This is a genomic window from Micromonospora andamanensis (assembly GCF_016863495.1).
Classification (GTDB): Bacteria; Actinomycetota; Actinomycetes; order Mycobacteriales; family Micromonosporaceae; genus Micromonospora; species Micromonospora andamanensis.
Genome location: NZ_BOOZ01000041.1, coordinates 1 through 13,077 on the forward strand (window position 1 = coordinate 1; position 13,077 = coordinate 13,077).

The 13,077-nt window shown below is 70.3% G+C and carries 12 protein-coding genes; 5 read left to right on the forward strand and 7 right to left on the reverse strand.

Annotation, left to right across the window (positions count from 1 at the left end; all coding sequences use genetic code 11):
- Positions 1–67: 67 nt before the first annotated feature.
- Both Van01_RS25955 and Van01_RS25960 read right to left on the reverse strand, forming a co-directional pair.
- A complete protein-coding gene (locus tag Van01_RS25955) occupies positions 68–1,129 on the reverse strand; it encodes an aspartate-semialdehyde dehydrogenase (protein ID WP_204012866.1) in 1,062 nt (353 codons plus the stop codon).
- 5 nt (positions 1,130–1,134) lie between these two features.
- Complete coding sequence (locus Van01_RS25960; protein ID WP_099848923.1) at positions 1,135–2,400, reverse strand: aspartate kinase; 1,266 nt, start codon at positions 2,398–2,400, stop codon at positions 1,135–1,137.
- Positions 2,401–2,622: 222 nt separating this feature from the next.
- Here Van01_RS25960 and Van01_RS25965 point away from each other — a divergent pair, with 222 nt between their 5' ends.
- From Van01_RS25965 to leuA, 3 genes are all read left to right on the forward strand, one after another.
- On the forward strand, positions 2,623–3,441 hold the full coding sequence (locus Van01_RS25965; RefSeq protein WP_239099305.1) for a hypothetical protein: 819 nt from the start codon (positions 2,623–2,625) through the stop codon (positions 3,439–3,441).
- An 83-nt stretch (positions 3,442–3,524) separates the two neighbouring features.
- Positions 3,525–4,073 carry a nitroreductase family protein gene (locus Van01_RS25970; RefSeq protein ID WP_204012867.1) on the forward strand — a complete coding sequence of 183 codons (549 nt, stop codon included), beginning with the start codon at positions 3,525–3,527 and terminating at the stop codon, positions 4,071–4,073.
- Positions 4,074–4,309: 236 nt separating this feature from the next.
- A complete protein-coding gene (gene leuA, locus Van01_RS25975; RefSeq protein WP_204012868.1) occupies positions 4,310–6,067 on the forward strand; it encodes a 2-isopropylmalate synthase in 1,758 nt (585 codons plus the stop codon).
- Positions 6,068–6,106: 39 nt separating this feature from the next.
- On the opposite strand, the gene Van01_RS25980 is transcribed toward leuA, so the two are convergent.
- The gene (locus Van01_RS25980; RefSeq protein WP_204012869.1) at positions 6,107–7,579 is read right to left on the reverse strand and encodes an MFS transporter; all 1,473 of its coding nucleotides are present in this window, start codon (positions 7,577–7,579) and stop codon (positions 6,107–6,109) included.
- Positions 7,580–7,687: 108 nt separating this feature from the next.
- Here Van01_RS25980 and Van01_RS25985 point away from each other — a divergent pair, with 108 nt between their 5' ends.
- The gene (locus Van01_RS25985) at positions 7,688–8,347 is read left to right on the forward strand and encodes an HNH endonuclease family protein (RefSeq protein ID WP_204012870.1); all 660 of its coding nucleotides are present in this window, start codon (positions 7,688–7,690) and stop codon (positions 8,345–8,347) included.
- Positions 8,329–8,775 (forward strand): hypothetical protein, encoded by a 447-nt coding sequence (locus Van01_RS25990; RefSeq protein WP_204012871.1) that lies wholly within the window; start codon positions 8,329–8,331, stop codon positions 8,773–8,775. The genes Van01_RS25985 and Van01_RS25990 overlap by 19 nt, the downstream gene beginning before the upstream one ends.
- A 50-nt stretch (positions 8,776–8,825) precedes the next feature.
- On the opposite strand, the gene Van01_RS25995 is transcribed toward Van01_RS25990, so the two are convergent.
- From Van01_RS25995 to Van01_RS26010, 4 genes are all read right to left on the reverse strand, one after another.
- On the reverse strand, positions 8,826–9,929 hold the full coding sequence (locus Van01_RS25995; RefSeq protein WP_204012872.1) for an ABC transporter ATP-binding protein: 1,104 nt from the start codon (positions 9,927–9,929) through the stop codon (positions 8,826–8,828).
- Positions 9,926–11,041: an ABC transporter ATP-binding protein gene (locus tag Van01_RS26000; RefSeq protein ID WP_204012875.1), complete on the reverse strand. Its 1,116-nt coding sequence runs from the start codon at positions 11,039–11,041 to the stop codon at positions 9,926–9,928. The genes Van01_RS25995 and Van01_RS26000 overlap by 4 nt, the downstream gene beginning before the upstream one ends.
- A gap of 63 nt (positions 11,042–11,104) precedes the next feature.
- Entirely contained in the window at positions 11,105–12,073 is a 969-nt protein-coding gene (locus tag Van01_RS26005) for an ABC transporter permease (RefSeq protein ID WP_204012878.1), read from the reverse strand.
- Positions 12,070–13,074 carry an ABC transporter permease gene (locus Van01_RS26010; RefSeq protein WP_204012881.1) on the reverse strand — a complete coding sequence of 335 codons (1,005 nt, stop codon included), beginning with the start codon at positions 13,072–13,074 and terminating at the stop codon, positions 12,070–12,072. The genes Van01_RS26005 and Van01_RS26010 overlap by 4 nt, the downstream gene beginning before the upstream one ends.
- Between the last annotated feature and the right edge of the window lie 3 nt (positions 13,075–13,077).

Here is a 13,077-nt window from a genome sequence, read left to right on the forward strand (position 1 = left end):
CCCTCTAAGTCACTTTCGCCCCGATTCGTCACTGCCACAACTGCATGATCGCGGGGATGGTGGGGGGTCAGGGGTGGGTGAGGGTTTTGGCGAGGAGTTCGGCGATCTGGGCGGTGTTGAGGGCGGCGCCCTTACGGAGGTTGTCGCCGGTGACGAAGAAGTCGAGGGCCCGGGGGTCGTCGACGGCGCGGCGGATCCGACCGACCCAGGAGGGATCGGTGCCCACCGCGTCGATGGGCATCGGGAACTCGCCGGCCGCCGGATCGTCGACCACGATCACGCCGGGCGCGTTGCGCAGCACGCCACGGGCACCATCGGCGTCGATCTCGGTGGCGAAGACGGCGTGCACCGCGACCGAGTGGCCGGTCACCACCGGCACCCGTACGCAGGTGGCGGAGACCTTGAGGTCAGGCAACCCGAGGATCTTGCGCGACTCGTTGCGCATCTTCATCTCCTCGGACGACCAGCCACCGTCGGCGAGCGAGCCCGCCCAGGGGACCACGTTGAGCGCCAGCGGCGCGGGGAACGGGCCGAGGTCGTCGCCGACCGCCTGCCGCACGTCACCGGTACGAGAGCCGAGCAGCCGGTCGCCGGCGACCTTGGCCAACTGGTCGTGCAGCGCGTCCGCACCGCCCTGACCAGCGCCGGAGACCGCCTGGTACGACGCGAGCACCAGTTCCCGCAGGCCGTACTGACGGTGCAGCGGGGCGACCGCGACGATCATCGCGAGAGTGGTGCAGTTCGCGTTGGCGACGATGCCCCTGGGGCGGTTGCGCAACTGCTCCGGATTGATCTCGGGCACCACCAGGGGCACGTCGGGATCCATCCGGAAGGCTCCGGAGTTGTCCACCACGATGGCGCCGCGACTGACCGCGATGGGGGCCCAGTGGGCGGCGACCTCATCCGGCACGTCGAACATCGCCACGTCGACGCCGTCGAGCGCCTCCTCGGTGAGGACCTGCACCGTGAGTTCCTCGCCCCGGCAGCGGACCTTGCGTCCGGCGGATCGTTCGGAGGCCAGCAGCCGGATCTCGCCCCACACGTTGCGCCGCCCGGTGAGCAGCTCACACATCACCGTGCCGACGGCCCCCGTCGCCCCGACCACGGCCAGGGTGGGCAGCCCGGCCACGCGCGCTACCGCCCCGTCCCCGCGTACACCACGGCTTCGGTGTCGCCGCCCAGGTCGAACGCTTCGTGGATGGCCCGCACCGCCGCGTCGAGGTCGGTGTCCCGGCAGACCACCGAGACCCGGATCTCCGAGGTGGAGATCATCTCGATGTTCACCCCGGCCTGACCCAGCGCGGCGAAGAAGCCGGCGGCCACGCCGGGGTGCGACCGCATCCCCGCACCGATCAGCGAGACCTTGCCGACGTGGTCGTCGTAGAGCAGGCCCTTGAAGTTGACCGTCTCCTGGATCTTGCTCAGGGCGGCCATCGCGGTCGGACCGTCGGTCTTCGGCAGGGTGAAGGAGATGTCCGTGCGGCCGGTGCCCTCGGTGGAGACGTTCTGCACGATCATGTCAATGTTGATCTCGGCGCTCGCGACGGTGTCGAAGATGCTCGCGGCGGCACCAGGTTCGTCCGGCACCCCGACGATGGTGATCTTGGCCTCGCTGCGGTCGTGGGCGACCCCGGTGATCAGTGCCTGCTCCACTGAGAGCTCCTCCATTGATCCGGTGACCATGGTGCCGGTGTTTGTCGAGTATGACGAGCGGACATGGATCGGCAGCCCGGCCCGCCGGGCGTACTCCACGCTACGCAGATGCAGCACCTTGGCCCCGCAGGCGGCCAGCTCCAGCATCTCCTCGTAGGTGATCTGCCTGATGTGCCGGGCGTTCGGCACGATCCGCGGGTCGGCGGTGAACACGCCGTCCACGTCGGTGTAGATCTCGCAGACGTCCGCGCGCAGCGCCGCGGCCAGCGCCACGGCTGTGGTGTCCGAGCCACCCCGGCCGAGGGTGGTGACGTCCTTGGTGTCCTGCGACACGCCCTGGAAGCCGGCGACGATAACCACCGCACCCTCGTCCAGGGCGCCCTTGAGGCGACCCGGGGTGACGTCGATGATCCGCGCTCGGCCGTGCACCGACGTGGTGATCACGCCGGCCTGGGAACCGGTGAACGAGCGGGCTTCGTAGCCCAGGTTGTGGATCGCCATGGCGAGCAGCGCCATGGAGATCCGTTCGCCGGCGGTGAGGAGCATGTCCAGCTCCCGCCCGGGCGGCAACGGGCTCACCTGGTTGGCCAGGTCGAGCAGTTCATCTGTGGTGTCGCCCATCGCGGAGACCACCACGACCACGTCGTCGCCGGCCTTGCGGGCCGCGACGATGCGCTCCGCCACCCGCTTGATCCGCTCGGCGTTGGCGACGGAGGACCCGCCGTACTTCTGCACCACGAGTGCCACGACGGCGCACTCCCTCCCGGTTGCCCTGAGCGTGCCGACGCCGCCGGCACCGGGGCCGGCGGCGCGGGTCGGACGACCTCAGGGTATCGGGCGGCTCTGACCGCCGGGTCAGGTGATCCCACGATCCGGCCCCCGGGCACGGCCGCAGTGGCCTGCGACACGCCGGAAACGCCAGCCTTTCCGGGGCTGTCCCGAACCCTGCCCAACACCCAGAATGACCGGGTGCCCGCCGCCCATCATCCGACCCGCCGTCTGACCGTCCCGCTGGCGCTCGCCGTGCCCGCGCTGCTCGCCGCCTGCTCGCCCGATCCGCCCACCGATCCCGCACCGCCGCCGACCGCCGCGCCACGTCCGGCCGGTCCGGACGCCGCCCGGGACGAGTTGGCCGCTGTCGCGGCCGCCGCCCAGGACCGTCACCTGGTCGCCAGATACACGTTGCGGGTGGACGGGGCCGCCGACCGCCTGATCGTCTTCACCAGCGCGAACGACGGCAGCTGGCGGGTGGATGTGCCGGGCGGTGCGCTCGGCGGCACCGCAGACATCACCCTGGCCGCCACCGCTGACGGGTTGTTCCAGTGCGGGCTGCCGTCGGCCACCCGACCGGAACCGGCGACCTGCGTACGACTCGGCGAGCGGGACGACACGCTGCCCCGCCGGCTGGATCCCCGGGTGCAGCACCCGTTCACCGACTGGCTGGACGTGCTGACCGACCGACGCGCCCCGCTGTCGGTGTCGCCGGCCATGGCACCTGCCGAGGCGACAGGCGACTGCTACTCGGTGGAGACCACCGCTGCGTCGATCAACCCACCACTTGACGTCGGAATCTACTGCTTCGACGCGGACGGCACCTCGACAGCGGTACGGGCGGCGTTCGGCACCCTGACGCTTGCCGCCCCGCCCGAGCCGGCCCCGGACACGGTGCACCTGCCCGGACCGGTGGTCGAGGGTGAGCCGCTGGGCATGGAGGCACCGCCGGTGGACCCGTCCACCTCGGCCGACACCGATCCGACCGACCCGGACCTGTACGCGGGAACGCCCTGAGACTGATCCCGTTACGGGTGTTTTCGACCACATTCGTCCACCCTCGTTCGGGGGTCAAAACGCCCATACGGGACGCTCTACGCATGACCGACCTCACTCCGCTGCTCGCCTTCCGCTGGAGTCCCCGCTCCTTCGACCCGATCGCGGAGTTGACCCCGGCCGAGGTGACGACCCTGCTGGAGGCGGCACGCTGGGCACCGTCGGTCGACAACCGGCAGCCCTGGCGGTTCGCCGTCGGGCACCGCGAGGACGAGACCTTCAAGCGGATCCTGGTCAACCTGCCGGCCACCGAACAGCGATGGGCCGGGCGGGCCAGCGTCCTGCTGCTCGCCGCGTACCACGCCACCGGCAACCCGTTCGCGGCGTACGACCTGGGTCAGGCGGTGGCCCACCTGACCGTGCAGGCCACCGCGCTGGGGCTGCACGTGCGCCAGGTGGCCGATCTCGACCGGGTCGGCCTGGTCGCCGACCTCGATCTACCCGCCGACGTGCGACCGTACGTGGTGACGGCGGTCGGCCAACTCGGCGACCCGTTCAGCCTCCCGGCCGACCTGTTGGTCCACGAGACGTCGCTACGGCACCGCCGGCCACTTGCCGAACTGCTTCTGAGCTGCTCGAACAGCTCGACCTGAGGGCACATCTGCGAGCCTCGTCCCAAATTCCGGACGAGCCTTCCCAGACCTGACTCCCATCACGTAGTGTCACTCTGTCATGTGGCAGGCGCACCTTCTCCTTGGTCGCCGCGACGGGGCCTGACGGCCGGCACCTCGTCGCGGAGTCGAACCGCGCCGCCAGCATTCCCGGACAGTCCTCGGCCTCGCTGCCGACCTCCATCGCTGACGTCACATGACCACGGGAGAACTCCGCCATGGCTCACCCAGCCGGCACCACCGACATCGACTCCGATCCGTTCGCGCGCCAGCGTCCGAGCCGGATGCCGTACGCCCGCTACCAGCCGTACCGGCAACAGTTCCGGATCGACCTGCCCGACCGCACCTGGCCGACCCGACACGTCGAGGCGGCCCCGCGCTGGTGCGCTGTCGACCTGCGGGACGGTAACCAGGCGCTCATCGACCCGATGTCACCCGAGCGCAAGCGCCGGATGTTCCAACTGCTGGTGCAGATGGGTTACAAGGAGATCGAGGTCGGCTTCCCGTCGGCCAGCCAGACCGACTACGACTTCGTCCGACAGCTGATCGAGCAGGATCTGATCCCCGAGGACGTCACAATCCAGGTGCTGACCCAGTGCCGGGAGCACCTGATCGACCGCACCTTCGAGTCGCTGCGCGGGGCCCGCCGGGCGATCGTGCACTTCTACAACTCGACCTCCACCCTGCAACGTCGGGTGGTGTTCGGGCTGGACCGCGACGGCATCACCGACATCGCCACAAGCGGTGCCCGGCTCTGCCAGAAGTACGCCGAGATCCACACCCCGGACACCGAGATCTTCTACGAGTACTCGCCGGAGTCCTACACCGGCACGGAGCTGGAGTACGCGCTGGAGGTGTGCGCGAAGGTCATCGAGGTGGTCGACCCCACCCCGGACCGCAAGCTGATCATCAACCTGCCGGCCACCGTCGAGATGGCCATGCCCAACGTGTACGCCGACTCGATCGAGTGGATGCACCGGCACCTGCCCGGCCGCGACAGCCTGGTGCTCAGCCTGCACCCGCACAACGACAGGGGCACCGGGGTGGCCGCCGCCGAGCTGGGTCTGCTGGCCGGCGCCGACCGGATCGAGGGCTGCCTGTTCGGCAACGGCGAGCGCACCGGCAACGTCGACCTGGTCACCCTGGGGCTCAACCTGTTCTCCCAGGGCATCGACCCGATGATCGACTTCTCCGACATCGACGAGATCAAGCGGGCCGTCGAGTACTGCAACCAGTTGCCTGTGCACGAGCGCCACCCGTACGCCGGCGACCTGGTCTACACCGCCTTCTCCGGCTCCCACCAGGACGCCATCAACAAGGGGTTCACCGCGTTGGAGGCCGACGCGGCGGCGGCCGGGGTGCCCGTCGACGAGTTCACCTGGGCGGTGCCGTACCTGCCGATCGACCCGAAGGACCTGGGCCGCAGCTACGAGGCGGTGATCCGGGTCAACTCGCAGTCCGGCAAGGGCGGCGTCGCGTACATCATGAAGACCGAGCACCAGCTCGACCTGCCCCGCCGGCTCCAGATCGAGTTCTCCGGCGTGGTCCAGCAGGTGACCGACCACGACGGCGGTGAGGTCGACCCGACCACCATGTGGCAGATCTTCGCCGGTCAGTACCTGCTCGACCACCAGCGCGACCCGTCGGTGGCCCTGTCCGAGTACGCGATAGGCACCGCCGACGGAAAGGTCGAGATCACCGCACAGGTCCACACCGGCGGCGAGTCCCGTTCGATCACCGCGATCGGCAACGGTCCGATCGACGCGTACGTCAACGCGCTCGGTTCGGCCGGGGTGAGCGTACGCGTGCTCGACTACCACGAGCACGCGCTCTCCTCCGGCGGTGACGCGCAGGCCGCCGCGTATGTCGAGTGCGAGGTGCAGGGGCGCACGGTCTGGGGTGTCGGGATGGACGCCAACATCGTCACCGCCTCCGTCAAGGCGGTCACCAGCGCCGTCAACCGCGCCCGCGGCTGAGCCGACAGGCAGGGCCCCGCACCGGTGCGGGGCCCTCCGTCATCTCGGTGTGGAGACCGGCAGCGAGTGGCAGGGCTGGGCCGGCGGCGGCCGACGGGCCGGGCGGCGTACCAGCAGGGCGGCGGTGACTGCCCCGGCCAGCAGCAGACCGGCGCACCAGAGCAGCGCGCCACGGTAGGCGGCGGTGAGTTCGGCGGGTTGTTCGTACCCGGTGCCGGTGAGCCCGACAAGCAACGGCAGGGCAGCCACCGCGAGCAGCCCACCGACCCGCGAGGCGGCGTTGTTGAAGCCGCTGGCCACGCCCGCGAATCGGTCCTCGACGGCGGCCAGCACCGAGGCGGTCAGCGGCGCCACGACAAGGGTCAGCCCGGCCCCGAAGATCGCCACCCCGGGCAGCACCTGCCGCCAGTACGACGCCCCCGGCTCGACCTCGCGCAGCATCAGCAGCCCGACGGCGGCCAGCACCGGTCCGACGGTCAGCGGCAACCGGGGCCCGATCCTCGTCGACAGCGCACCGGTGAGCGGCGAGCCGACCAGCAGCAGCAGCGTCATCGGCAGCAACGCGAGGCCGGTGAGCAGGGCCGACCAGCCGATCACGTTCTGCAGGTACACGGCGATGAAGAAGGTGAATCCGCCGAGGGCTGCGTAGACCAGCACGGTGAAGAAGTTCAACACCGAGAACAACCGGCTGCCGAACAGGCCGGTGGGCAGCATCGCGGTGTCCCCACGACGCCGCTCCAGGAACACGAACGCCACTGCGGCGGCCACCCCGATCAGGGCCGCCGCCACCACCGCCGGCGAGTGCAGACCCCGACCGGGCGCGTCGACGAGCGCGTACGTGACACCGGCCAGGGCGAGTGCGCCGAGCAGCGCACCGGCCACGTCGAACTGACGGGCGCCCCGTTTCCGGGACGCGTTCTCGTCCCGGCTCTCCGGAACCCAGCGGAGCGTCGCCAGCACGACGAGCACCGCCAGTGGCACGTTCAGGAAGAAGATCCACCGCCAGGAGAGCGCGTCGATCAGCCAGCCGCCGATGAACGGACCGAGCGCGGTGGAGACGCCGGACAGCCCCGACCAGGCGCCGATCGTCTTCGCCCGGTCGTCGGGATGGAAGCTCGCCTGGAGCAACGCCAGCGAGCCCGGGGTGAGCAGGGCACCCCCGGCACCCTGGAGGAACCGCGCCGCCACCAGCCAGTCGGTACGCAGCGCCAGCCCGCAGAGGATGGAGGCCGCGGTGAACCAGACGACGCCGAGCAGGAATATCCGTCGACGTCCGAAGCGGTCACCGAGCGCCCCACCGAGCAGGACGAACGCGGCAAGTGTCAACAGGTAGCCGTTGATGGTCCACTGGAGACCCGACACCGACGCGTCGAGTTCGGCACCGAGGCGGGGCAGCGCCACGTTGACCACGGTGCTGTCCAGGAAGACCATGCCGGAGGCCAGCACGGCGGCGGCCAGGGTGCCCCGGCCGGCGCTGCTGCGCAGGCGGAGAGCGGACGAGGGTTCGGCCATGGTTACCAATCTGCCGTGCGCCATCCGTCAGACACCACGAAACGCCGAAACCCTGGCCGGGTACTGTGCGGGATCGCCGGAAGCCCGCAAGCTGGAGAGGTGTCGTCTGTGCGTACCAGATCAGGATCGCGCGCCCTGGGGGCGCTGGCGCTCGTCGCGGCGCTGACCCTCGGCGCGGCCGGCTGCGTCCCGCTTGAGGAGGAGCCGGTCACGCCGCCGAGCGGCGGCGGCAATATCAACCAGATGCTCTCCGAGCTGACCGTCGCCGAAGCGGGATCGATGCGCGGCTACAGCCGCAACCGCTTCTCGCACTGGCGCAAGACCGGCCAGAACTGCGATGTCCGGGACACCGTGCTGGAACGCGACGGCAAGGACATCGAGCACTCCGGCTGCAACGTGGTCGGTGGGCGGTGGGAGAGCGTCTACGACGGACGTACCTTCACCGACCCCTCCGACGTGGACATCGACCACATGGTCCCGCTCGCCAACGCCTGGCGCTCCGGTGCCGACGAATGGGACGACTCGAAGCGCAGCGACTTCGCCAACGACCTCGACCGACCGCAGCTGTTCGCGGTTTCCGCGTCCTCCAACCGGGCAAAGGGTGACCAGGACCCGTCCCAGTGGAAGCCATCAAACCGGTCATACTGGTGTCAATATGCCGGGGACTGGGTGGCGGTTAAGCACCACTGGCAGCTGACGGTGACAAGTGCCGAGCAGGCCGAGCTGGCCGACATGTTGGAGGGCTGCACATGGGAGAGCAAGCCGTAACCGGCGCCGACGGTGCCCCGGCGCCGGAACGCGCGCCGGACCCCGGCGGCGAGGACGCGGCGGCCGCCACCGGCAGCCCCGGCCCGGCCACCGCCGGGATGACCGCCGACGGTGCCGCGGCGGGCGCGGTGGAGGTGCCCGGTGCGGGGATGACCGCCGACGCCGGTGGTGCCACCGGCCCGCAGAGCCGGACCACGGACATCGTGCCCGGCCCGGGCGGGGTGATGACCGACGAGGTCGGCGTGGTCACCGGGGAGCTGACCCTGCGCACCGACCTCGCCGACGGGCGGGTCAGCCTGCATGTGCAGTACAAGGACGCCGACGAGTGGTACGCGGTCACCGGCGGCAGCGCGCCGTTGGCCGACGCCGCCGGCCTGGACGCGGTGCACGGCATCGCCGTCGGCCTGCTGCACCGCCCGGAAGGCTGATCGCGCTGTCGCGGACCTGGTCCGGGCCCCGCGTCAGCCGGGGCCCGGATTCAGACGAACGAGCCGGGCTCGTTGGGGGCGGAGACGACTGACGGCTCCTCGCCCTCGCCCGCCGGCCGGACGATCTCCACGCCTACCTTGTGCGGACGCAGCTCACCGCTGGCGATCTGCTCGGCCCAGTGGCAGGCGACCCGGCTGCCGCCGATCTCCCGCAGCTCCGGCCGCTCGTCGGCGCAGCGGGTCGGCTGCGCCCACGGGCACCGGGTGTGGAAGCGGCAGCCCGACGGCGGGTTGGCCGGCGAAGGTAGGTCACCGGCGAGCAGGATCCGCTCCCGGCGGTCCTCCACGTCGGGGTCCGGCACCGGCACCGCCGACATCAGCGCCCGGGTGTACGGGTGCAGCGGTTCGGTGTAGAGCCTGTCGCTCGGCGCTTCCTCGACAAGCGCGCCCAGATACATCACGCCTACGGTGTCGGAGATGTGCCGGACCACCGCGAGGTCGTGCGCGATCACCAGGTAGGTCAGGCCGAGGTCGTCCTGGAGTTCGTCGAGCAGGTTGACCACCTGGGCCTGGATCGACACGTCAAGCGCGGAGACCGGCTCGTCGGCGACGATCAGTTCCGGTCCGAGCACCAGCGCGCGGGCGATACCGATGCGCTGGCGCTGGCCGCCGGAGAACTCGTGCGGATAGCGGGACAGCGCCCAGCGCGGCAGCCCGACCTTGTCCAGCGTCTCAGCGATGATCTTCCGCCGGCCGTCCCGGTCCCCGCCGATGCCGTGCGTCTGGAGACCCTCGGTGAGGATCGACTCGACGTTCTGCCGGGGATCGAGGCTGGACATCGGGTCCTGGAAGATCATCTGCATGCGTCGCCGCATCGTGCGCAGCTTGCCGGGTGCCAGCGTGGTCAGCTCGACCCCGTCGAAGCTGACCTCACCCGAGGTCGGCGGGTTGAGTTGGAGCAGCGCCCGCCCGAGCGTGGACTTGCCGCAGCCCGACTCGCCGACCAGGCCGTACGTCCGGCCGCGCGCGATGCGCAGGTCGACACCGTCGACCGCCTTGACGTGGCCGACCGTGCGGTCGAACAGCACTCCCCGCTTGATCGGGAAGTGCACCTTCAGATCCCGTACCTCGACGAGGATGTCCTCTCCGGTCACGGCGTCTCCTCCTCGCTGGGTGCGGCGGCCAGGCCCGGCACGGCCGGCGGGTCGTCCGGCACCGCCTGCGCGGGCACCGAACCCGGCGTGGCCTGCCCCGGTACCACCTCCCGGACCTCCTCGCCCGGCGTCAGACCCGGCACCGGGGCCGGGTTGACGCAACGGTAGCTGCGGGCGTCGTGGGCCAGCACCAGCTCCGGCGGCTCGCCGACGCAGGCGTCCACCCGCCGGGTACAGCGCGGAGCGAAGGCGCAGCCGTCCGGCCAGGGCAGCAGGTCACGGACCGAGCCCGGGATCGGGTTGAGCCGTTCGCCGCGCCCCGCGTCCAGGCGCGGCACCGAACCGAGCAACCCCACGGTGTACGGGTGCCGGGGCTGACGGAACAGCGGACGCCGCCGGGCGGTCTCCACCACCCGACCGCCGTAGAGCACGTTTATGGTGTCGCACATGCCGGCCACCACGCCCAGGTCGTGCGTGATCATCACGAGCGCGGTGTCGGAGTCCCGGACCAGTTCCTTCAGCAGCTCCAGGATCTGTGCCTGGATGGTGACGTCCAGCGCTGTCGTCGGCTCGTCGGCGATGAGCAGCCGGGGCTGGCAGGCCACCGCCATGGCGATCAGGGCACGCTGACGCATCCCGCCGGAGAGCTGGTGCGGGTACTCCTTCAGCCGCCGCTTCGGGTCGGGGATGCCGACCCGGTCCAGCAGCTGCGCCGCCTCCTTCGCCGCCGCCTCCCCTCGCATCCCACGGTGCCGGGTCAACACCTCGGTCACCTGAATGCCGATCGGCACCACCGGGTTCAGCGACGACAGCGGATCCTGGAAGATCATCGCGATGTCCCGACCCCGGATGTCCCGCCGCGACCGATCGTCGAGCTGCAGCAGGTCGGTGCCGTCGAAGACGGCCTTGCCGGAGACCTGAAGGCCGGGCTGCTTGGGCAGCAGGCCCATGATCGCCAGTGAGGTCACCGACTTGCCGCAGCCGGACTCGCCGACCAGGCCGACCACCTCACCCGCGTCGACGGAGAAGGAGACCCCGTCGACGGCCCGCACGGTCCGCTGACCGCGCCGGGCGAAGCTGACGGAAAGATCTTCGACATCAAGCAGTGCCATGCCGCACCGCCCTTTCGTTCACGGCCCCGGAAGTCGCGTACGCACTGATCATGCTCGGCACACCTACTTCCGCAGCTTCGGGTCGAGGGCCTCACGCATCGCCTCACCGAGCAGGGTGAACCCCAGCGCGGTGATGATGATGGCGACCGCCGGGTAGATGGCCAGCGCCGGCCGGATACCGAGCCACTGCTGCGCGTCGGCGAGCATCACGCCCCACTCGGGGGTGGCCGAGTCCGGGTTGCCGAGTCCGAGGAAGGACAGCGCGGCGGCCTCGATGATCGCGGTGGCCAGCGTCAGGGTGGCCTGCACGATGACCGGAGCGAGCGAGTTCGGCAGCACGTGAGCCAGCGCGATCTTGGATTTGCGGACGCCGAGCGAGGTGGCGGCCAACACGTAGTCGCTGTTGGACTGGGCGATCATCGAGCCGCGCAGCAGCCGGGCGAAGACCGGCACCGAGACCATGCCGACCGCGATCATCACGGTGGTCAGGCTCGGCCCGAGCAGCGCGGCGATGCTCACCGCGAGCAGCAGGCTGGGCATCGCCAGCAGCATGTCGATGAAGCGCATCAGGACGGTGTCCACCCAGCGGCCCCACCGGCCGCCGAGGCCGGCGGCGGCACCGGCGACGCCACCGATGAACGCGCCGACGGCCAGACCGATGAGGGTGGCGACCACGCCGACCAGCAGGGTCTGCCGGGCTCCGACGATCATCCGGCTGAAGACGTCCCGGCCCTGGTGGTCGTAGCCGAGCCAGTGCTCGGCCGAGTGCCCGGGGATCAGGCCCTGCCCCACCTTGACGACGCCCTCGCGGATGCCCATCGTGTCGGTCGGCCCGTACGGCACGAAGAACGGGCCGACGACTGCCACCAGCACGAAGATGGCCAGGATGACCGCGCCGACGATGGCCGCCGGGTTGCGCCGCAGCCGGCGGAAGGCGTCCTGCCAGAGGCTGACTCCTCGCTCCTCCTCGCGGGCGGCGAGTTCGGCGAGCCTGTCGATCTTCTCTCGTTTCTTCCCGCTGATGATCGTCATCGGACCCTCACCCTCGGGTCGATCAGGCTGTAGGAGAGGTCCACGATCAGGTTCACCAGCACGTAGACCACCGCGATGATCATGATGAAGCCCATCAGGACGGGATAGTCGCGCTGGTTGATGGCATCGGCGAGGAAGGCGCCGATGCCGCTGAACGCGAAGACGGTCTCGGTGAGCACCGCGCCGGAGAGCAGGCCACCGGTGAGCAGACCGATCGATGTGGCGACCGGAAGCATGGCGTTACGCAGCACGTGCCGGCGACGGACCACATTCTCGGTCAGGCCCTTGGCCTCGGCGGTGCGGACGAAGTCCTCGTTGAGCACCTCCAGCACACTCGCCCTGGTGATCCGGACGATGATCGCCAACGGGATGCTGGCCAGCGCCAGGCCGGGCAGCACGAGATGCATGAGCGCGTCGGCGGCGGCGTCCCACTCCCGGGTCATCAGCCCGTCGAGCACGAAGAAGTTGGTGATCCGGGTGGCGCTGATGGTCGGGTCCTGCCGGCCGCTGGACGGGAACCAGCCCAGGTTCTCCGAGAAGACCGCCTTGAGGATGTACGCCAGGAAGAAGACCGGGATGCAGATGCCGATAAGCGAGCCGCCGACGGAGGCGTGGTCGAGGAACCGGCCGCGCCGGCGGGCGGCCAGGTAGCCCAGGGGGATGCCGATGCCGATCGCGATCACCATCGCGGTGATCGTCAGCTCGACGGTACCCGGGAAGCGTTGCAGGAACTCCGTCGTCACCTCGCGCTTGGTCGAGATGGACGTGCCCAGATCCAGGCGGATCATCCGCCGGACGAACCGGCCGTACTGGATCAGGATCGGCTCGTCGAGACCGAGATTGCGGCGGATCGCGGCGCGCATCTCGGGTGTGCCCCGCTCGCCCAGAATGGCGGTCTCAGGGCCTCCGGGCAGCCGCCGGAGCCAGATGAACAACAGGATGGAGAGCCCGAACAGCGTGGGTATCAACTGAAGCAGGCGTCTGACGATGAACCGGAACACGGC

Coding starts and splice junctions, on each gene's coding strand:
- Van01_RS25970 (WP_204012867.1), top strand. CDS start 3,525: ATGACCGACCTCACTCCGCTGCTCGCCTTCCGCTGGAGTCCCCGCTCC.
- leuA (WP_204012868.1), top strand. CDS start 4,310: ATGGCTCACCCAGCCGGCACCACCGACATCGACTCCGATCCGTTCGCG.
- Van01_RS25980 (WP_204012869.1), bottom strand. CDS start 7,579: ATGGCCGAACCCTCGTCCGCTCTCCGCCTGCGCAGCAGCGCCGGCCGG.
- Van01_RS25990 (WP_204012871.1), top strand. CDS start 8,329: ATGGGAGAGCAAGCCGTAACCGGCGCCGACGGTGCCCCGGCGCCGGAA.
- Van01_RS26000 (WP_204012875.1), bottom strand. CDS start 11,041: ATGGCACTGCTTGATGTCGAAGATCTTTCCGTCAGCTTCGCCCGGCGC.
- Van01_RS26005 (WP_204012878.1), bottom strand. CDS start 12,073: ATGACGATCATCAGCGGGAAGAAACGAGAGAAGATCGACAGGCTCGCC.